Origin of the sequence: Arsukibacterium perlucidum DSM 18276, assembly GCF_000382165.1 — a bacterium.
GTDB lineage: Bacteria > Pseudomonadota > Gammaproteobacteria > Enterobacterales > Alteromonadaceae > Alishewanella > Alishewanella perlucidum.
The window spans coordinates 41,970-60,592 of record NZ_KB907705.1; the positions used below are offsets into that span (position 1 = coordinate 41,970).

Sequence of the window (18,623 nt, forward strand, 5' to 3'; positions counted from 1 at the left end):
CAGGGAGGATTCAGATGGCTATTTCTGACTGGCCAGTTACCGAGCGACCGCGGGAAAAGCTATTGCAGCTGGGGCCTAAGGCATTATCTGATGCTGAACTTTTGGCGATATTTCTGCGCACTGGGGTCAGTGGTTGTGATGCGGTGACGTTGGCACGCCAGCTACTAAATCATTTTGGCTCGTTGCGCCGGCTGATGGGCGCCAGTCAGCATGAGTTTTGCCAGGCCAGGGGCCTGGGTGAAGCCAAGTTTGTCCAGCTACAGGCAGTACTGGAGCTGAGTAAGCGCTATATGCAGCAGCAATTGCAACGGGAAACCGTATTTACCGAGCCGGCATTGGTGAAGAAATTTTTATCCCATACCATTGGCCACGAGCAGCGTGAAGTTTTCCTGTTACTTTACCTTGATAATCAGCACCGGCTGATTGCCAGCGAGCCGCTATTTATGGGCACTATTGATGCGTCGCCGGTGTATCCGCGTATTGTAGTTCAGCGCGCTTTAGCGCATAATGCCGCCGCCGTTATATTGGCTCATAATCATCCTTCCGGGGTGGCAGAGCCAAGCCGCGCCGACAGGGCAATAACGGAGCGCCTGACCCAGGCCATGGCATTGGTAGATATTAAAATACTGGACCATTTTGTGGTGGGCGATGCAGAAGTTGTCTCTTTTGCAGAACGCGGCTGGCTTTAACAATATTCGAACGAAACAGGCGGATCGCCAACGGATCTGACTAAGGTGCCATTTAAATTCTCTTGAGTTTAATGGGGCTTTCGTGTATAAAGTGCGCCCTCATCCATTTTCGGGGCAACCTTCAAGGCCAGAAGGGTGAATGATAGCTCGAGCTGACGTAATTTTGGAGAAATATAGACATGTCTAGAGTATGCCAAGTAACTGGCAAAGGTCCGATGGTAGGTAACCGTCGTTCGCACGCCAACAACGCGACAAAGCGCCGTTTCCTGCCTAACCTGCAAACTCACCGTTTCTGGGTTGAAAGCGAAAACCGTTTTGTTACTTTACGTACTACCACCCGTGGTATGCGTATTATTGACAAGAAAGGTATCGACGCCGTTTTAGTAGACGTTCGTGCCAACGGTCACAAGGTTTAAGGAATTAACTCATGCGCGATAAAATCCGTTTAGTTTCTTCTGCCGGTACTGGTTTCTTCTACACTACAACGAAGAACAAACGTACCATGCCAGAAAAAATGGAAATTAAAAAGTTCGATCCTAAAGTGCGTAAGCACGTGATTTTCAAAGAAGCGAAAATCAAGTAATCGACATGAAAACCCGGCCAGCGCCGGGTTTTTGCTTTTTACACCCCGCCTAAGTTACTATGCCGCTGCCCCTTGCAGACAGGTACTGCCCAGCGCAGAAAACATAATTATGCTAAAACTCTCACGCCGTAACTGGAATAACGTACTGATTTTTGCAGTATTGATCCTCATGTTTGTGCTATACGGCATACCACAGCGTTTACAACAAAAAATGGCCGTTGAACACCGCTTAATCCCGGCAGACGCGCAGCTGTTAATGGTGGGTTTCGCCAGTCAGCGCCTGGTAAAAGCCGGGCCGCAGTGGCAACTGCAACCGGCAGGTAATAATCTGGTTGATGCCGCGCAGCTCGCGTTGGCCTGGCAGCATAGCCAGCTGAACCCGGTGGATACCTTGCCAATGCAAAGCCGGGTGCCGGTAGCGCAGGCCAGTGTGCAGCTGGTAGGAGAGAGCATGCCTGTTATCTGGTTGCTGTACCCGGGTGATGAGTCTGCAAATAACCCCGCTCAAGGCTCCGAAAATAACCAGTATCTGTTGCAACAGGCCGGCCAGAAACAGTTTTATCAGTTAAGCCGCCAGCAGGCGCGCCAATTATTTTTGCTGGAGCAATAACACCAATGCCAGAGTTACCTGAGGTAGAAGTTTCCCGTTTAGGTATTAGCCCCCATTTGCAGGGCCAGCAGCTATTGGCTGTAGTGGCCAGGCAGCGCCAACTGCGCTGGTGGATCCCGGATGAAGTGGTGCAGTTGAGCAATCAACCTATTCTGGCAGTGCAACGCCGGGCCAAGTATTTACTGATTAGTCTGCCTGCGGGCGATATTATTTTGCACCTGGGTATGTCTGGCCACTTAAAAGTGGTAGCAAGTAGCACCGAACCGGCTAAGCATGATCACCTGGATATAGTGTTATCGAACAAAAAAGTACTGCGGCTAAATGATACCCGTCGCTTTGGTGCGGTATTGTGGCAGGCTAAAGGTGAGCTTCATCCGTTATTAGCAGCATTGGGGCCGGAGCCGCTAACAGATGATTTTAGCGATCAAACCCTGCTTAACGCCTGTAGCAGGCGCTCAGCCGCCATCAAGCTGGTGTTGATGGATAATAAGGTGGTAGTGGGGGTAGGTAATATCTACGCGAATGAAGCGCTGTTTAAAGCCGGTATTTTACCTACCGCGCCTGCCAATAGCGTGCCGGCAGCCAAACTGGCTTTATTAAGCACAGTAGTGAAAGAAACCCTGGCAGCAGCGATAGTGCAGGGCGGCACCACCTTAAAAGACTTTAGCCAGGCCGATGGTAAGCCGGGCTATTTTAAACAACAGTTACTGGTTTACGGCCGTGGCGGCCAGCCTTGTCTGCAATGCCAGCAGCCTTTAACTGAAATAAAACTGGGCCAGCGCACTACGGTATATTGCAGCCTGTGTCAGAGTTAATGGCGCTGTTAAAAGCGCCGTTTGGCAGTAACCCGCCACTGCCAGTTACCCAGTTCCGGGTTGTTGCTGACGGGCCGTGTTAAGTCGATATGTACCATAGTGCCACGGCTGGAATGGGTAGACAGTAAGCGCACCCCAACCCCGACACCATATAAAATACTGTCGTCAATTTCATTCTCGCCACGCTGCTCGGCGCCCCAGCTGCGCCCTGCATCGGCAAAGCCGGCAAAGCCGACATCGAAAATATGCAAAATATTCCAGTCAGTGTAATACCGGTACTCGGCAGTAGCGACCATCCGGCTGTCGCCACGTTGGTAAAACAATGGAAAAGGGCGTAAACCAGTATCGCCGCCAAGGTACAAGGCTTCATCTTCGAACAAATCTTTGCCACGCTGTAAATCGAGAATACCGACCACACTACTCTGGCGGTTTAGCTGATACACCAGTTGCCAGTGGGTACTGAGTAATTGCTGGCGCAGCTCTGCCTGTCTCAGACCGTGGTAACGAAAGCTGGCCAGCAGCCATAAATCGCTTTGCAGTGACCAGGCTTTTTCTATCGATGCATCGAGCTGCCAACCACTGTTATCGGCGCCCAGTGCTTTTTGCAGATGGCCCAGCCTGACATATGCCTGCCAACCCAGGTTGATATCTTCTACCCGGTTGAACTGGTTAATGTTATACAATTTGCGATACTGGTCTTCCAGTAATTGATACTCTAGCCACACCCGGGATAAATTGCGCTCGGTGGGAATGTCAAACAGGGTATCAATGTTGGCAGCAAAGCTGACATCTTCCAGGGTGATGCCGCCATTTAAACGGTGGATACGCTTACTGTCACCAGCCAGACGCCAGCCAAGAAAGCTGGTGAAACCATGCTGGGTGCGGTCATATTCATTTACTTTCTCACCTAAAACGTAATCATTAATTTGTTGTTTGTCTTTGCTGATATCAACACTGATCGCCCAGGGTGAGCTCAGGCGGTAAAACGGCCGCTGGATATTAAACTGATAACTTTCGCCATCTGAGTTATTGGCGTATCGGCTAAGCGCCTGCCAGTGGCTACCCAGAATGTTTGGGCTGGCAAAACTAAATAAATAACCGGTACGCTCGGCATCTTTAGCGTAGTCCAGTTGCAACTGGTTGCCGGTGCCCAGCAGGTTGTCTTCGGCTATACCAATAGAATACTCAGTAGAGCCACCCTCGCTGGAAAAATCAATTTTTGGCAGTAGCGACCAGTTATCCCAGGTTTTTACCAATACTTCGACGGTATTGGTTTCAGGGCAGTAACGGCTGACACTGACATCAGCATCCCTGATATAACTGCGACCGCGCAGCAAGCGTTCGGTTTCTGCAAGTTCGGCTAAATCTAGCGAGCTTTGCGGGGTAAACAGCAGATCATTGGCAATAGTCTCTTCTTTGGAAATAATATGGCTGTAATTTGCAAAACGATGCAGCCAGAAGGTTCCAGGCTCGCTCAGATCGAATACATTTTGCTGCTCAAACTGAATAGCACTGATTGTCAGGCCGGTTTTTTGTAAATCTGCTTCATCAAATAAGGTGGTGCAACTGGCATTAGTATCTGCACGAGCCTGATTAAACAAAGCGCCGGCCAGCAAAACGGCAATCACTAACGCACTGCGAAGCACCATATCCGTTAATCCTTCTGCTCAGCTGAAGCATTAACATCAGCCGCAGTATTGATGGTAACCGGGGCAGAACCCTGGCCAAACACGACGGTGCGCTGCGGAAACGGAATTTCAATACCTGCCTGGTCGAAGGCAATTTTAACTTCCTCCTGAATACTGTTACGTAACTCACGAAAGTTTTCCCGTTTGGTCCAGACACTGAATTGAATGCTAAGTGATGAGTCAGCAAAACCATTAAAAATAAATAATGGAGCGGGTTCATCCAGACTAAGAGGGTTATTGTCTGCCACTTGCTGCAGTATCTGCCGCACCTTGCTGATATTCTCTTTGTAGGCCACGCCTATCATCAAATCGAAACGACGAATAGGAAATCTGGTCATATTGATCATTTCGGTTTTGATCAGACTTTCATTAGGGATGCGCACATACAGGTTATCGAAAGTACGCAGTTTTACCGACAGTAAATCTATCGACAGCACTTCGCCTGTGGTGTTGCCCACTTGAATAACGTCCCCCAGCTGAAATGGCCTTTCTCCAATCAGGAACAAGCCACTGATTAAGTTTGATGCCGAGGTTTGTGAGGCAAAGCCAATGGCAACTGATAATACCCCTGCTGCACCAAGCAATACCCCTAGTGAAAAACCCAGTTGGCGCAAGGCAGAAGCAAAAAATAATGCCAGTACCAGCCAGTAAACTAATCGTTTAAACATAACCGCGTGGTGCTGTGAAAAGTTTCGGATGACCAGCTTTTGCACGCCACGGCTGGCCAGACTGGCTAACAGGAACCCCACCGCCAGCATAATAGCGGCCTGCAGTATATTGACCATCTGTTCAGACCGCAGGTAAGCGGTAAATTGTTCCATTAGTGCCAGCTCCTGTTAGTCATTAAACATGCCGGTAAAGGCCCGGATTAACCCTTGCTTTTCAATATGCTGACGGGGTTCGGCGATCCGGGCTGCTGCAGTGACACCTGCCGGGAGATGTTTACTGATTTTAAAGCGGGTAAGTGCATGGTTACCTTCGTGCTGCAGTGTTATCGGGTCGGTCCAGAGCGTTCCATCATTCAGGCCATACATAGCCAGGTAGGGCACCGGAATACTCAGCTTATCCAGAACCAGCATGCTACCGGCGTTATTTTCTATGGTAATAGCGGTAACTGCCCGATGCGGTCTGGCAGGCAGATCGGCCCGGTTATGCCGGGCCTGGGTTTTATCGGCATAACATAATTCACCATGTAAAGTGGATGGCCCAAACCAGGTGTCAGACAGGCGCTGGCTGGCAATCTCAGCCAGGCTGCAGCCCGGTTGCTGTAGGCTTACGTCGATTACTAGCGGAGAGCTGATATAAAACACCGCCTGTTGTGCCGGAGGAATACTAAGCTGAGTACGGGTTTTAACAACTACCGACCGGTCGAGTAGTTTTGGCGTCAGGCAAAACTGGGATGGGCTCTCCCGGAACACAAAGCGCTGAATATTATCCAGCTCAGGTAACTGCTTAATACTGCGGCTAAGCAACTGATAACGATCTTCCTGTTCACTAAGCCTGGTAAAACCCAACAACCATTCTGTGCGCAACCTCTGCAGATATAACGTCAGGGGGCCCAACGTATATTGCCAGCTCTGGCCGCTGTCCAGGGTAATTGGCAACCACCATGGAGTCAGCGCTGTTGGACTATTGCTATGTTGTGGTTGCATATCCTGTCCTGTAAATAGGCGTAGGCCTTGGCATAGTAGCAGAGCATCGGTGACTGTAGCGTTAATTTTTTTTCAGTGCCCTGATTGTTATCCGTGGCCTCAGATTCTAAAATGATGGTCAAATTTTGCTTAATAAGCAATATGTTATTTTAGATAATCCAGCGATGGTGAGCTTTGTCAGCCCGGGTTGTTATGGTTCCAGTTGCCTGCATAAGCTTGTAACCAGTATGCAGGCTGCTTTATGAAATTACGCTTAATAAGCAAAGCCTGTAATGAACAGGGAAATTCCATAATGCGTTTTGTCAGGCCAGATTTAAGAGGTTGTTATGGAATTACCTGTACTGATTAACCGGTTGCGTTCAGCGCTTGAAAACAATACGGTGCTGTTGCTGCAAGACCAGCTGGAAGATGTACATCCGGCTGACTACGCCGCCGCTATTACTGAATTTTCACTTGAGCACTTATGGATCCTGCTGGCCGCCCTGCGCCGGGCAGAGCAGGCGGAAGTGTTTGGCTATTTGCCTGCAGAAGTGCAGGTTGCGCTGGCAATCCGGATTAGCCGGCGCAAACTGGCACCAATCATTCGTCAGATGTCATCTGATGAGCGGGCCGACCTGTTTAACCGCTTAAATGCCGAGCAGCGAGAAACCCTGCTGCCAGCCCTGGCTCAGGCCGAACGTGAAGATTTACTGCGTTTATCCAGCTATCAGGAGGGTACTGCCGGTGCCATTATGACCTCGGATTACGCGATACTGGCGCCTGATATTAACGTTCGGGATGCGCTGGATGTACTGCGCCGGGAAGCGCCTGACAAAGAAACAATATATTCAGCCTATGTGGTGAATGAAGATCGCAAGTTGATCGGTGTAGTGTCACTACGGGAGCTTATTCTGGCACCGGCTACCATGCTGGTTGCTGAGCTGATGAACCATGACCCTATTTTTGCAACGGTGGAAATGAAGCAAGAACAGGTAGCAGCTATGGTAGCCAGATACGATTTGCTGGCGCTACCGATCATTAATCAGCAGCAACAAATGGTCGGCATTGTTACCTACGATGATGCAATGGATGTCGCAGCAGCAGAAGCCACTGAGGATTTCCACAAAACTGCCACCATCGGCAAGCTGGATGGCAATGTTAAAGATGCCAGCATTGGCCTGCTTTATCGCAAGCGAGTGTTCTGGCTGGTAGTGCTGGTATTTGGCAATATTTTCTCCGGCGCTGGTATTGCTTATTTTGAACAAACCATTGCCAGCTATCTGGCGCTGTTATTTTTTCTGCCATTACTAATTGCCAGCAGCGGCAATGCCGGCGCCCAGTCCGGCACCCTGATGGTGCGGGCATTGGCTACTGGTGATATTAAACTGCGTGACTGGGGCTCGTTGCTGGCCAAAGAGTGCCTGGTAGCGGGGTTGCTGGGCTTAACCATGTCTTTTGCCGTGGTCTGGCTCGGTTGGTGGCGTGGTGGTTATGACATAGCCATAGTGGTTGCCGCCACCATGATGCTGGTAGTGATGGTTGGCAGCCTGGTCGGCTTATCCTTACCCTTTTTACTCAGCCGCTTAAAGCTCGACCCGGCCACCGCCAGCGGCCCGCTCATTACCTCCATCGCCGACGTCGCCGGGGTAGTGTTGTATTTCTCCATCGCTACCTGGTATCTGGGGATGTAGATAATGAGCACGCTGGCTCGTTATCAATGCAGCTGTTCCAGAAAGCCGGTGTGGCAGTAACCGTCTGCCAGGCCGTCGCCTTGCAAATCTACCTGACTCCAATCACCGCTATTACCCAGCACATTAACCAGTTGGCCGCTGACTAAGGTGGTTTTAATATCAAAGCCGGTGCCAGGGCCGGCCCGTAACCGCAAGCCGTCGCGGGCGGATACTCTGGCTTTAATTCCTAACTGGTTGGCCAACGCTGGAGTGTTGCTATCAGCAGCAGGTGCTGCTGAGGGTAATGGCGGGCGTGCCGGTAAGCCTGGCGGTAAAGGTGGTGCCGCCGGGGAACCCCGCCAGCTGTCTATTGCCTGCTGCAGGTTTTCGGCCCAATCGCTATCTCCGCCTTGCGGATAATTGCCAGCCTGCAGTTCGCTCAGGTTTAGGTCTTGCATCTGCAAGTGGGGTAGCTCCCAGCTTAGTGGCTGCAGGCCATGTTTAGCTGCAAGTTTGTGTAACTGCTGCCACCATTTTTTCCGCTCAGCGCTATCATCCCAGCTCCATTTGCCATCAATAAAAAGCACAAAATCTGCGGCAACACCATACTGATGCAGGGAACTCCAGGCATCAGCATTGGTTACCCGGGGACCCGGCCGGGTTCTACTCTGGCTGTAAAGGTCGCGTTGGCGCTGGGGAGAACGAAAACCTTCAAATATTCTAAAAGGTAAACTGGCTCGCGCCAGGTCTTGCAATAACAACTCAACTTTATGCCGGAAAACCGGATGCAGGTGTGCCATTTCGGTATCTCTGCTCATTGCTTTGCTCCTTAATCAGCCATGCTGTTAGCGCGATTGCTGGCTGGTAGTATAGCTGTAATTGCTAATTGACGTGGCAAAACGCTGGTAAAAGCTAACTTGCTCCGGTAGCCGAAAAGCTATACACTTGCGCCGCAACCAAGGGGTGCACCTGCGCAGAAACGCGGGTGCTGAGATGCTTTCGGGCAAACCCTTAGAACCTGATCCGGATTATGCCGGCGGAGGGATGGTGCTAACTCCTCAAGCTGGTGTGATCTCTGTTTTATTAATAAATGGAGCGTCATACGATAATGTGTTTTTCCCCTTCTTTGTTGAATACCGCCATCGTTGCAGCATTAGCTGTCAGCCCCGGTGCTTTTGCCTCTGCTTCAACTGATAATCTGCCAGCCGTTACTGCTATTGAGCGTTTTACCGTGCAGGGTGATCTGCGCCAGCAAAATGCGGCTCAGCTGGCGGGCAGTTTGTCGGTTGCTACTGAGCAAGATCTGGCACGCCAGTCGGTACAACACCTTGATGAGCTGCTTAACCAGTTTGCTAATGTTAACTACAGCGCAGGGGCCTCACGCGGCCGGTTTATTCAGGTGCGCGGCATTGGCGAGCGCAGTGAATTTGTCGATACCATTAACCCGTCAGTTGGCATTCTGATTGATGGTATTGATTATTCCGGCCTGGGTATCAGTGGTATAAGTGATATTGCGCAGTTTGAGGTTTTCCGTGGCCCGGAGGCGACCCGTTTTGGCGCTAATGCGCTGGCCGGCATGCTGAATCTGATTACTAATGGCCCAACCGACAGTGCTGAAGGCAAAGCCAGCCTGACGTTAGCTAATTACGACAGCTATCAGCTGGCCGGCCAGTTTAGTAACGCGATTAATTCACAGTGGGGCTACAGCCTGTCACTGGAACAGCAAGTTTCAGACGGTTTTATTAAAAACACTCACCTGAACCGCGATGATACCAACAATATCGACGAATTTACCGGTCGTTTTAAATTGGCTTTTCAGCCGGGTGATGATCTTAAATTGCAACTGATAAGCCATGTTGTTGATCAGGACAATGGTTACGATGCATTTTCATTGGATCGTGACCGTACCACCCTGTCTGACCAACCCGGTCAGGATAAGCTGCGGAGCAAGGCGCTGGCGTTGCAGGCTGATTACAGGGGCTTAACCTTTGCCAGGTTGCAGGGCCAGTTAAGCTGGCTAGACGCCGATATGGACTATGGCTTTGATGAAGACTGGAGCCATGTTGGCCTGCACCCGGATGAATACTCTACTACCGACCGCTATTTACGCGACCGGGAGCAGTTAACCCTGGATTACCGGCTTGTCTCCAATGATGCCGGTCGGCTTGGAGCTAGCGACTGGGTGCTGGGTGTTTATGCTGCCAGCAAAGAGTTTGATTTAACCCGCCAGTTCTGGAACTGGGATTTGTGGCAGGCTGATACCTTTGCCAGTGCGCTTAGCCGCAGCAACCTGGCGTTATACACTGAGCTAAGCACGCCGCTATTTGAGCAACTAACTTTGGTATCCGGTTTGCGGCTTGAACGCTACGAAGACGAGTATGCCGATAGCAGTGCTAACCAGATTAATAACAGTGACACCATGTGGGGCGCCAAACTGAGCCTGAATTATCAGCCAAGCCCGCAAGCCCTGATCTACCTGTTAGCATCACGCGGTTATAAAGCGGGTGGGGTAAATGGCGATGCGCTGGCCAAAGCTGCTGATGATAACCTGAACGAACTACTGACTAAAGCCAGCTTTGCCCCGGAAACCTTGTACAACGCCGAGTTTGGGGTAAAAGGCACGGCGCTGGATCAAAGTCTGGTGACCCGGGTTGCCGCGTTTTACATGTGGCGCCAAGATATGCAGGTGAAAGGCTGGTTAAATCCGGACAGTGGCCCACAATTTGCCGGCTTTATTGATAACGCCGGGAGTGGCCGCAATTACGGTATTGAAATTGAAAACCGCCTGCAGCTGCACCCACAATTTACGTTAATGCTAAGCGCCAGCTGGCTGAAAACTAAACTGGGTAACTATGTCACGCTCGATGGTGACGATTTCAGCGGCCGCGAGCAGGCGCAGGCACCGCGCTTCAGTTACAACCTGGCCGCAGACTGGTACCTGAGTGATGCGTTAACCTTTAATGTTGGCCTGCAGGGTAAAGATGCCTTTTATTATTCCGATGGCCACAATCAGCGGTCCAGCCGCTATGAGTTACTAAACCTGCGGTTAAGTTACCAGCTGCAGCAATGGCAGCTGGCACTGTGGAGCCGCAATGCATTGGATCAGGATGTGGGAGTAAGAGGCTTCTACTTTGGCAACGACCCTCGCGATGGCTATGAGCCGCATTTATACGAGCAATTTGCCGAGCCGCGCCGGGTAGGACTTAGTGCCAGTTATCAATTTTAACATCGCAACTATGCTATAGGAGTTGTTATGAAGTTATCAGTAGAAATCAGTAAATACCCGCTGGCCGAAGATTATATCGGTCCGATTAAAGGCTTTATTGAACAATTGAACCAATACCCGGACATCCGGGTGATAACCAACAGTATGAGTACCCAGCTGTTTGGTGACTACGATGCAGTGATGCAGGCGCTGCAAAGCTGCATTAAAGCCTCTTTTGCCCAGTACGGTAAGGTGGTATTTGTCTGTAAGTTTATTCATGGTGATTTACAACCATGATGCTGTGGCTTAGCAATGCCCTAAACGACTGGCAGCTGATGCATAGCCTGGAGTTACTGGCAACTTTGCTGGCGCTGGCTTATGTCGTGCTGGCCTTGCGCCAAAGCCTCTGGTGCTGGCCAGCGGCATTGCTAAGCACACTTTTATTTACCCACATAATGTGGAACTCTGCGCTGTTATCTGACGCCTTGTTACAAGTATATTATGCGGCTATGGCAATGTACGGCTGGTGGCGCTGGCAACAGTTAAAACAACAACATCAGGGGCTGAATAGGGTGACCGAATGGCCATGGCAGCGCCACCTGCAACTGATTGCCATTACCGGGCTGATTGGTTTAGTGCTGGGTTATCTGATGGCCAATTATACCCACGCTGATTTTGCCTACCTGGATGCGCAGACCACTGCTTTTAGTGTGATGGCAACCTGGTTGGTGGCGCGTAAGCTGGTGTCCAACTGGCTGTATTGGGTGGTTATTGATGCAGTATCGATTTATGTCTATGCTCAGAAACATCTGTATTTTCTGACCTTGTTGTTTATGCTGTATACCATTATTGCGTTGGCGGGATATTTTATATGGCGGGCAAATTATCAGCAGCAACCGCAACTGGTGGTGTCAGGCAGGTAACAGCATTGTGCCGGCATCTGGAGTTTTTTGCAGAGCATCAGCCACTTGCCATTTGCCCGCTTTCTAATGGTCAACTAAATCTAAATTACCGGGTAGAAACACGCCGTGGACTCTACGCTGTGCGGCGTTATCCGGCTACTAGCAGCGGCGTGTGCCGGCAACAGGAATTACGGTGTCAGCATGCCGCTGCTGTCGCCGGTATTGCGCCGGCACCTCTTTGTTTAAATAATCATCAGCAGGTGTTGATAAGCGAATTCATTGCTGGTGGTTCATCTTTTGTATTTACAGAGCAAAAAATTCCGTTGCTGGCGCTGACGCTGGCAAAATTGCATCAGCTGCCCACCCAAACCGCTGTGTTACAACCGGTAAATTATCTTTATCAGTTAGCTGAAACAGCCCGCGATTTTTTTATCGCTGCTGATGAAGTGCTATTTAATACATTGTTAGTTGCGGCAGAAAAATATCAGTTATTAGCCAATGATTGGGTACTGTGTCATCTGGATTTGCACGCTGGCAATATGCTCTGGGCAGATAATGGATTGTGGTTGCTGGATTTTGAATATGCGCAAGTAGCTGACAGCTGCCTTGATTTAGCCGGACTGTCACTGAATTTTCAGTTGTCTGACGCATCTGAGCAGCTGTTGCTGGCAGCATACCGGCAGCAAAGGGCTACCGGCACTGCAACGTCAGAACAATTTATGGCGAAACTACCGCTGGCAAAAATCGTCGTTAGCGGATTTTGCTGGTTGTGGTACCTTAGCCTGCAGGATAATCAGGCCTTGTGTGTCGAGCAAAGCCGTTACTGGCAACAGCTACTGAGCCAGCAACTAGACCTATAAACCACCTAGCCGCTCTGCCAGAACTTTATAACGTTTAACATCGTCTTCATTGAATAATGGCTTGCCACTTTCATCTTTATCTGTGGCAACCAGCAGATTCTCTCTGGCCAACCGTTCTACCCGGATATCCGGGATCCCAAGAAACTCAGCAACCTGTTGTACCGACATAAGTGACATAGAATTATCCTAATAAAAGTTCAGATACTAGTAATAACCTATTCAAGCACTTTTTTGAATTAAAAAAAGGCTAATTCTGAAAAAATTGTTGCCGGGATTTCGAAGGTTGCCTGACCGACTTTAATAGACATTCCGGCTACTTACCGGTATAAATATTGTCAAAAATTCAATAAAGTTTTGGTTCGCCTTAGACTGTAACACTGTTTCACCTTCTATGCTGTTGGATCCGATCTTTGATTGGTGTCAGACAGTAGGCTTTAGCTGCAGGCCGTAAAGTGTATTTTTTTTAGATATTTGGCCTTTTATAAAGGAAGCAACGACGCTATGACCTTGTTATGGATACTATTACTTCCCCTGCTGGGTACTCTGGTGCCGGTACTGACAGCTCACTGGCGGCGTAGCGCCTGTGCCATGGTAACAGCCATTCCTCCCGCTTTTGCATTGATGATATTGCTCTATCATGGCAGTGCGGTGTTTGCTGGTGAAAGTTTACGCTATACCCTCGGCTGGATCCCGTTACTGGGGATGGATATTAGTATCCGGCTGGACGGGCTGGCTTTTCTATTCAGTTTATTGATCCTTGGTATTGGCCTGCTGATAATTTTATATGCCCGGTACTATTTATCTGAACAAGACTCGATGCCGCGGTTTTATGCTTATCTGATGCTGTTTATGACAGCGATGATGGGTATCGTCCTGTCTAATAACGTCTTGCAGCTCTGGTTGTTCTGGGAGCTGACCAGTATCAGCTCGTTTTTACTGATTAGTTACTGGTGGCATAAATCAGAGGCCAGACGTGGTGCCAGAATGGCACTGGCTGTTACCGGCGCGGGCGGCTTATGCCTGTTGGCTGCATTGCTGCTGTTGGGGCAGATCACCGGCAGCTACGATTTAGACGTTATTCTGGCCAGCGGTGCAGTTATTCAGCAGCATGCCTGGTATCCATTAGTTCTGGTGTTGTTTTTGCTGGGATGTTTCACAAAATCTGCCCAGTTTCCGTTTCATTTCTGGTTGCCTAATGCGATGGCAGCACCTACTCCAGTGAGTGCTTACTTACACTCAGCAACCATGGTAAAAGCCGGGATTTTCTTACTTGCCCGGTTTTATCCGGCTATGGCTGGCACCGATTTGTGGTTTTTACTGGTCAGTATTACCGGCTTAACAACCTTGCTGGTCGGGGCCTATCTGGCGCTGTTTAAGCATGATTTAAAAGGCTTGTTGGCGTATTCCACCATTAGCCATCTGGGTTTGATTACCCTGCTGTTTGGTATGGGCACCGACTTAGCCGCTGTTGCCGGCGTATTCCATATTATTAACCATGCCACGTTCAAAGCGTCACTGTTTATGGCGGCCGGTATTATTGATCATGAATCAGGCTCGCGCGACATGCGAAAACTAAATGGCTTGTGGCACTTTATGCCGATCACCGCCACCCTGGCGATGGTAGCCGCGGCAGCGATGGCGGGGGTACCATTATTAAATGGCTTCTTATCCAAAGAAATGTTTTTTGCAGAAACCCTGCATCAGCATTTGCTGGGCTCATTGTCTTGGATAATCCCGGTGCTGGCGACAGTGGCTGCGATTTTCTCGGTGGCCTATTCCATGCGTTTTATCCACGACGTGTTTTTTAATGGTAAGCCCAAAGGTTTAACCAAAACTCCGCATGAACCGCCACGCTATATGCGAATGCCGGTTGAGGTGCTAGTGGTGCTTTGTATTCTGGTCGGGGTAGCTCCGGGCTACATTGTTGGTGATCTGCTGCATGCTGCCTCTTTTGCCGTACTGGGCACTGAGGTACCTGCGTACAGCCTCGCCATCTGGCATGGCCTGAACTTACCCCTGCTGATGAGCGTGGTGGCATTGGCCGGTGGTGCGTTAATTTATATTAACCGTAAACATTTGTTCGATTTTCAGAACACCTTGCCTGGTGTTGATGCGATTAATACCTTTGAACTGGCGATGAAAGTGCTGACCAAACGCTGTCAACAGTTCTACGGCTGGCTGGATAATGGCTCGCTGCAACGCTATCTGGTGTTTTTATTAATGGCTATCGTCGTGCTGGCTGGGATGCCGCTGTTACAGCTTGATACCTTGTTTGGTGGCCGGCCTGAACTGCCGGTTGACGCTGTTAATGCTACCGGGGCTGCCATGTTGCTGATCAGTGCTTTTGCTACTGTAGTGTTTCACCGGCAGCGGGTTGTGGCCTTACTGATGATTTCTGTGGTTGGCCTGATGGTATCAATTGCCTTTACCCGCTTCTCGGCCCCTGATCTGGCATTAACTCAGCTATCAGTGGAGGTGGTGACCATCATCCTGCTGATGTTGGCGTTGTTTTTCCTGCCGCATAAAACGCCTAAGCAATCCAGCCCTACCCGGGTTATCAGAGATATTAGTCTGGCAAGTATGGTCGGGGTGGTAATTGGTAGTATTAGCTACGCAATTATGACCCGGCCATTTAATACCATTTCAGATTATTTCCTGGCTAATGCTAAAACCGGCGGCGGCGGTACTAACGTGGTTAACGTTATTCTGGTCGACTTTCGAGGCTTCGATACGTTTGGTGAAATAGCGGTACTGGGTATTGCTTCGCTGGGTATTTTTAAATTACTGACCCGGATCCCGGTATTTAAACCAAGTAGCGATGGTGAGGGACGGCCCTGGGCATTAGAGCGTCATCCGGTATTGCTGGCGACTGTGTCGCAGGGCTTATTACCACTGGCCTTGATGGTGTCGGTATTTATTTTCTTCCGTGGCCATAACTTACCTGGTGGCGGCTTTATTGCTGGCCTGGTTACTGCCGTTGCTTTAATTCTGCAATACATTGCCCATGGGGTTGAATGGGTGAAAAGCCGGATGAATATCGAGTATCAGCGGGTGGTTGCTGTCGGCCTGATGATTGCTCTGCTTACTGGCGCAGCCAGCTGGCTGTTCAATAAACCATTTTTAACGTCATGGTTCGATTATTTTGATATCCCGCTACTGGGAGAGATAGAGCTGGCCAGTGCAATCGCTTTTGATGCCGGGGTATATGTTACGGTGGTGGGGTCTACCCTGCTGATTCTGGCCAGTCTGGGTAAGATGACCACCAGTCATCGTCCAGTGCATACGGAGAGCATTTAATGGAAAGCTTACTTGCAGGTTGTATTGGCTTCCTGACCGCCTGTGGCGTGTTTTTGTTGTTGCGTGGCCGCACGTTTCCGGTAGTGGTGGGGCTGACGATGCTGGCTTACGCCGTTAACTTATTTTTATTCTCATCAGGAAGGCTGACCTTACAGGGTGCCGCGGTGCTGGGCACGACCGACAATTATGCCGACCCTTTGCCACAGGCGTTGGTGCTGACTGCGATAGTAATAGGCTTTGCCATGACTGCTTATCTGGTGATCCTGGCGATTCGGGCCCGTGCCGATTTGGGTAATGACCATGTCGATGGCAAATTGCCGGAAAATGAAAGTAGCCGCAAGGAGAGCCGTTAATGTCGCATCTGATTATCGCGCCAATTTTACTGCCAATATTTACTGCGCTGCTGATTATGCTGCCACCGATTCATTACTCGCCAATGCGTCGTCGCTGGGTCAGCATGATCTCAACTGTAATTTTGCTGATACTGACAGTATGTCTGCTACTGCAAACGCAGGCTGAAGGGGTTGCTTTTTATGCATTAGGCGCCTGGCAACCACCTTTTGGGATTATCCTGGTGGCTGATATTTTTAGTGTCAGTATGGTGTGTTTAACCTCGATACTGGCTCTGGGTGCTATTTGCTATGGAAGTGCCGGCGAAGACGAAAGAGGCTCGTTCTTCCATCCACTGTTTCAGTTTCAACTGATGGGGATTAATGGTGCATTTTTAACCGGTGATTTATTTAACCTGTTTGTATTTTTCGAGGTACTGCTAATTGCCTCCTATGGTTTGTTGGTTCATGCCGGCGGCAAGAACAAAACCAAGGCAGCAGTGCATTATGTGGTATTAAATCTGGCCGGCTCTGCTGTATTTCTGTTCTCGCTGGGCATTCTCTACGGCACGCTTGGTACACTTAATATTGCTGATATGGCGGTGCAGGTAGCGCAGTTGCCAGCTGAAAACTTAATGCTGGTTAAATCTGGCGGCTTATTGCTGTTAATCGTATTTGCGTTAAAAGCAGCTATTTTGCCATTGCAGTTTTGGTTACCGGCAACTTATGCAGCCGCGTCACCGCCGGTAGCAGCTCTGTTTGCCGTAATGACCAAAATTGGCATATACGCCTTGTTAAGAGTCTACACCACTATATTCGGTGAACACGCAGGGCCTTTAGCCGGAATGGCGTCTGACTGGTTATGGCCGCTGGGGCTGGCCACTATTATGCTTGGTGCTATAGGAGTACTGGCTAGCCAGGATTTCAGGAAGCTGGTCGCTAACCTGGTGATTGTGTCGGTAGGTACCCTGGTTACCCTGGTTGCACTACAAAGCTCTGCGGCTACGTCAGCTGTACTATTTTACACCGTGCACTCAACTTTAGTGTGTGGAGCACTGTTCTTACTGGCAGATTTAATCGGTGCCCAGCGTGGTAAAGCCGGCGACAGATTAGTACCAGGAAGGCGGATGGCTCAACCCGTATTGCTGGGTACCATGTTTATGGTCGCCGCTGTTGCAGTAGCCGGCCTGCCACCATTGTCGGGCTTTGTCGGTAAACTGATGATTCTGCAGGCGGCAAGTTCACCAATGCAGCAGATGTTGTTATGGTCAGTGGTACTGCTAAGCAGTTTAATGGTGCTGATTGGATTATCCCGTGCAGGCAGTATTCTGTTTTGGCGGGTTAATGGTAATGATGCCGGCCCAGAGCGGGTACTGCCGTTGCAAGTGTTTGCCTTAGGCTGGTTGTTGTTAGCGGCGCCATTGATGGTGGTGTTTGCCGGCCCACTGACTGAGCTATCCTTTGCAGCAGCTGAGCAAATGCGCGATATTCAAAGCAGTATTGCGATTATTCTGGGTGATGCAGCAACTGTTGGAGAACAACCATGAGAGTAACGCCACGTTTTAGCTGGTTACCTACACCTTACCGTAGTTTGTTATTGCTGGTGGTGTGGTTATTATTGAATCAAAGCGTTGCGGTGGTGCATTTGTTTTTCGGCACTATTCTGGCGTTGATTATTCCACTTATAAGTGCCAGATTCCGGGACCCTCAGCCTTTGATTGAGAGACCGTTGCTGGCGTTGCGGTATATATTGACGGTTTTTGGCGACATTATTACTGCTAATGCTCAGGTAGCCATCCTCATTTTAGGCCCACAGCGCAGGCTTAATCCGGCTTTTGTGCGGATGCCATTAGATTTACAGCATGATCTGCCTATTACTATTCTGGCCAGCACAGTATCAATGACACCGGGTACGGTCAGCGCAGATGTTTATCCTTGTGCGGATACCCAGCCAGAGGGGGCAGAGATAACCCAGCGCTGGCTGTTAATTCACGTACTTAATTTGGAAGATGAAGCGGAGTTAATCGCCACCATTAAAAACCGCTATGAAACACCGTTAAAGGAGATATTTCAATGTTAGAACAGGTAATATTTCTGGTGTTTGGCATGATTAGCCTGGCTTTGTTGCTCAACTTATGGCGACTATTAATTGGCCCTAGTTTACCTGACAGGATCCTGGCGCTGGACACCATGTTTATTAACAGTATCGCGCTGATTATTTTATATGGCCTGTTAATGGGCTCGCCACTATATTTCGAGGCAGCACTGCTGATCGCGATGTTAGGTTTTGTCAGCACCGTCGCAGTTTGTAAGTTTTTGCTGCGCGGCGATATAATCGAATAGG

20 protein-coding genes and 1 riboswitch are annotated in these 18,623 nt (G+C 49.7%); of the genes, 15 read left to right on the forward strand and 5 right to left on the reverse strand.

All coding sequences use genetic code 11. The annotated features are described in order from the left end of the window. The first annotated feature begins 14 nt into the window (after positions 1–14). The 5 genes from radC to mutM all read left to right on the forward strand — a co-directional run bounded on the left by radC (position 15) and on the right by mutM (position 2,697). Positions 15–689 carry a RadC family protein gene (radC, locus tag H141_RS0105405; RefSeq protein ID WP_019675227.1) on the forward strand — a complete coding sequence of 225 codons (675 nt, stop codon included), beginning with the start codon at positions 15–17 and terminating at the stop codon, positions 687–689. A gap of 179 nt (positions 690–868) precedes the next feature. Beyond that, a complete protein-coding gene (gene rpmB / locus H141_RS0105410; RefSeq protein WP_026349251.1) occupies positions 869–1,105 on the forward strand; it encodes a 50S ribosomal protein L28 in 237 nt (78 codons plus the stop codon). Positions 1,106–1,116: 11 nt separating this feature from the next. After that, entirely contained in the window at positions 1,117–1,272 is a 156-nt protein-coding gene (gene rpmG / locus H141_RS0105415; RefSeq protein WP_008219722.1) for a 50S ribosomal protein L33, read from the forward strand. Positions 1,273–1,381: 109 nt separating this feature from the next. Next, positions 1,382–1,882: a hypothetical protein gene (locus tag H141_RS0105420; protein ID WP_019675229.1), complete on the forward strand. Its 501-nt coding sequence runs from the start codon at positions 1,382–1,384 to the stop codon at positions 1,880–1,882. Positions 1,883–1,887: 5 nt separating this feature from the next. Next, complete coding sequence (gene mutM / locus H141_RS0105425; RefSeq protein WP_019675230.1) at positions 1,888–2,697, forward strand: bifunctional DNA-formamidopyrimidine glycosylase/DNA-(apurinic or apyrimidinic site) lyase; 810 nt, start codon at positions 1,888–1,890, stop codon at positions 2,695–2,697. 8 nt (positions 2,698–2,705) lie between these two features. Here the strand turns inward: mutM and H141_RS0105430 are convergent, their stop codons facing one another. Genes H141_RS0105430 through H141_RS0105440 form a run of 3 tightly spaced genes read right to left on the reverse strand, consistent with a single transcriptional unit; the run spans position 2,706 to position 6,037 of the window. After that, positions 2,706–4,346: a BamA/TamA family outer membrane protein gene (locus H141_RS0105430; protein WP_019675231.1), complete on the reverse strand. Its 1,641-nt coding sequence runs from the start codon at positions 4,344–4,346 to the stop codon at positions 2,706–2,708. Between the two features lie 5 nt (positions 4,347–4,351). Continuing rightward, entirely contained in the window at positions 4,352–5,206 is an 855-nt protein-coding gene (locus H141_RS0105435) for a mechanosensitive ion channel family protein (RefSeq protein WP_019675232.1), read from the reverse strand. A 15-nt stretch (positions 5,207–5,221) separates the two neighbouring features. After that, positions 5,222–6,037, reverse strand: coding sequence for a hypothetical protein (locus H141_RS0105440; protein ID WP_019675233.1), 816 nt, complete (start codon positions 6,035–6,037; stop codon positions 5,222–5,224). A gap of 326 nt (positions 6,038–6,363) precedes the next feature. Here H141_RS0105440 and mgtE point away from each other — a divergent pair, with 326 nt between their 5' ends. Further along, a complete protein-coding gene (gene mgtE, locus H141_RS0105450) occupies positions 6,364–7,707 on the forward strand; it encodes a magnesium transporter (RefSeq protein ID WP_019675234.1) in 1,344 nt (447 codons plus the stop codon). 23 nt (positions 7,708–7,730) lie between these two features. On the opposite strand, the gene H141_RS20895 is transcribed toward mgtE, so the two are convergent. Beyond that, positions 7,731–8,504: a M15 family metallopeptidase gene (locus H141_RS20895; RefSeq protein WP_019675235.1), complete on the reverse strand. Its 774-nt coding sequence runs from the start codon at positions 8,502–8,504 to the stop codon at positions 7,731–7,733. A gap of 131 nt (positions 8,505–8,635) precedes the next feature. Continuing rightward, positions 8,636–8,748: riboswitch (TPP riboswitch) on the forward strand. 46 nt (positions 8,749–8,794) lie between these two features. Here H141_RS20895 and H141_RS0105460 point away from each other — a divergent pair. From H141_RS0105460 to H141_RS0105475, 4 genes are read left to right on the forward strand one after another with little or no spacing between them, the layout of a single operon-like run. Further along, a complete protein-coding gene (locus H141_RS0105460; RefSeq protein WP_026349253.1) occupies positions 8,795–10,912 on the forward strand; it encodes a TonB-dependent receptor in 2,118 nt (705 codons plus the stop codon). 27 nt (positions 10,913–10,939) lie between these two features. Next, the gene (locus H141_RS0105465; protein ID WP_019675237.1) at positions 10,940–11,188 is read left to right on the forward strand and encodes a YkoF family thiamine/hydroxymethylpyrimidine-binding protein; all 249 of its coding nucleotides are present in this window, start codon (positions 10,940–10,942) and stop codon (positions 11,186–11,188) included. After that, a complete protein-coding gene (pnuC, locus tag H141_RS0105470) occupies positions 11,185–11,814 on the forward strand; it encodes a nicotinamide riboside transporter PnuC (protein WP_019675238.1) in 630 nt (209 codons plus the stop codon). Before H141_RS0105465 ends, pnuC begins: the two co-directional genes overlap by 4 nt. Further along, complete coding sequence (locus H141_RS0105475; RefSeq protein WP_026349254.1) at positions 11,763–12,653, forward strand: phosphotransferase; 891 nt, start codon at positions 11,763–11,765, stop codon at positions 12,651–12,653. The genes pnuC and H141_RS0105475 overlap by 52 nt, the downstream gene beginning before the upstream one ends. Here H141_RS0105475 and H141_RS0105480 read toward each other — a convergent pair. Further along, complete coding sequence (locus H141_RS0105480) at positions 12,648–12,830, reverse strand: MerR family transcriptional regulator (RefSeq protein WP_019675240.1); 183 nt, start codon at positions 12,828–12,830, stop codon at positions 12,648–12,650. The genes H141_RS0105475 and H141_RS0105480 overlap by 6 nt on opposite strands. Before the next feature lie 324 nt (positions 12,831–13,154). Between H141_RS0105480 and H141_RS0105485 the strand changes: the two genes are divergently transcribed. The 5 genes from H141_RS0105485 to H141_RS0105505 are packed head-to-tail and all read left to right on the forward strand — an operon-like array spanning position 13,155 to position 18,622. After that, positions 13,155–15,950 (forward strand): monovalent cation/H+ antiporter subunit A, encoded by a 2,796-nt coding sequence (locus H141_RS0105485; RefSeq protein WP_019675241.1) that lies wholly within the window; start codon positions 13,155–13,157, stop codon positions 15,948–15,950. Further along, complete coding sequence (locus H141_RS0105490; protein ID WP_019675242.1) at positions 15,950–16,303, forward strand: Na+/H+ antiporter subunit C; 354 nt, start codon at positions 15,950–15,952, stop codon at positions 16,301–16,303. The genes H141_RS0105485 and H141_RS0105490 overlap by 1 nt, the downstream gene beginning before the upstream one ends. After that, the gene (locus tag H141_RS0105495) at positions 16,303–17,826 is read left to right on the forward strand and encodes a monovalent cation/H+ antiporter subunit D (RefSeq protein WP_019675243.1); all 1,524 of its coding nucleotides are present in this window, start codon (positions 16,303–16,305) and stop codon (positions 17,824–17,826) included. The genes H141_RS0105490 and H141_RS0105495 overlap by 1 nt, the downstream gene beginning before the upstream one ends. Then, the gene (locus H141_RS0105500) at positions 17,823–18,359 is read left to right on the forward strand and encodes a Na+/H+ antiporter subunit E (RefSeq protein WP_019675244.1); all 537 of its coding nucleotides are present in this window, start codon (positions 17,823–17,825) and stop codon (positions 18,357–18,359) included. The genes H141_RS0105495 and H141_RS0105500 overlap by 4 nt, the downstream gene beginning before the upstream one ends. Beyond that, complete coding sequence (locus H141_RS0105505) at positions 18,353–18,622, forward strand: K+/H+ antiporter subunit F (protein WP_019675245.1); 270 nt, start codon at positions 18,353–18,355, stop codon at positions 18,620–18,622. Before H141_RS0105500 ends, H141_RS0105505 begins: the two co-directional genes overlap by 7 nt. Position 18,623: the final 1 nt, after the last annotated feature.

Excerpts from the sequence above, each read along its gene's own strand:
- radC (WP_019675227.1), top strand. The coding sequence starts at position 15 with ATGGCTATTTCTGACTGGCCAGTTACCGAGCGACCGCGGGAAAAGCTA.
- rpmB (WP_026349251.1), top strand. The coding sequence starts at position 869 with ATGTCTAGAGTATGCCAAGTAACTGGCAAAGGTCCGATGGTAGGTAAC.
- rpmG (WP_008219722.1), top strand. The coding sequence starts at position 1,117 with ATGCGCGATAAAATCCGTTTAGTTTCTTCTGCCGGTACTGGTTTCTTC.
- H141_RS0105420 (WP_019675229.1), top strand. The coding sequence starts at position 1,382 with ATGCTAAAACTCTCACGCCGTAACTGGAATAACGTACTGATTTTTGCA.
- mutM (WP_019675230.1), top strand. The coding sequence starts at position 1,888 with ATGCCAGAGTTACCTGAGGTAGAAGTTTCCCGTTTAGGTATTAGCCCC.
- H141_RS0105430 (WP_019675231.1), bottom strand. The coding sequence starts at position 4,346 with ATGGTGCTTCGCAGTGCGTTAGTGATTGCCGTTTTGCTGGCCGGCGCT.
- H141_RS0105435 (WP_019675232.1), bottom strand. The coding sequence starts at position 5,206 with ATGGAACAATTTACCGCTTACCTGCGGTCTGAACAGATGGTCAATATA.
- H141_RS0105440 (WP_019675233.1), bottom strand. The coding sequence starts at position 6,037 with ATGCAACCACAACATAGCAATAGTCCAACAGCGCTGACTCCATGGTGG.
- mgtE (WP_019675234.1), top strand. The coding sequence starts at position 6,364 with ATGGAATTACCTGTACTGATTAACCGGTTGCGTTCAGCGCTTGAAAAC.
- H141_RS20895 (WP_019675235.1), bottom strand. The coding sequence starts at position 8,504 with ATGAGCAGAGATACCGAAATGGCACACCTGCATCCGGTTTTCCGGCAT.
- H141_RS0105460 (WP_026349253.1), top strand. The coding sequence starts at position 8,795 with ATGTGTTTTTCCCCTTCTTTGTTGAATACCGCCATCGTTGCAGCATTA.
- H141_RS0105465 (WP_019675237.1), top strand. The coding sequence starts at position 10,940 with ATGAAGTTATCAGTAGAAATCAGTAAATACCCGCTGGCCGAAGATTAT.
- pnuC (WP_019675238.1), top strand. The coding sequence starts at position 11,185 with ATGATGCTGTGGCTTAGCAATGCCCTAAACGACTGGCAGCTGATGCAT.
- H141_RS0105475 (WP_026349254.1), top strand. The coding sequence starts at position 11,763 with ATGGCGGGCAAATTATCAGCAGCAACCGCAACTGGTGGTGTCAGGCAG.
- H141_RS0105480 (WP_019675240.1), bottom strand. The coding sequence starts at position 12,830 with ATGTCACTTATGTCGGTACAACAGGTTGCTGAGTTTCTTGGGATCCCG.
- H141_RS0105485 (WP_019675241.1), top strand. The coding sequence starts at position 13,155 with ATGACCTTGTTATGGATACTATTACTTCCCCTGCTGGGTACTCTGGTG.
- H141_RS0105490 (WP_019675242.1), top strand. The coding sequence starts at position 15,950 with ATGGAAAGCTTACTTGCAGGTTGTATTGGCTTCCTGACCGCCTGTGGC.
- H141_RS0105495 (WP_019675243.1), top strand. The coding sequence starts at position 16,303 with ATGTCGCATCTGATTATCGCGCCAATTTTACTGCCAATATTTACTGCG.
- H141_RS0105500 (WP_019675244.1), top strand. The coding sequence starts at position 17,823 with ATGAGAGTAACGCCACGTTTTAGCTGGTTACCTACACCTTACCGTAGT.
- H141_RS0105505 (WP_019675245.1), top strand. The coding sequence starts at position 18,353 with ATGTTAGAACAGGTAATATTTCTGGTGTTTGGCATGATTAGCCTGGCT.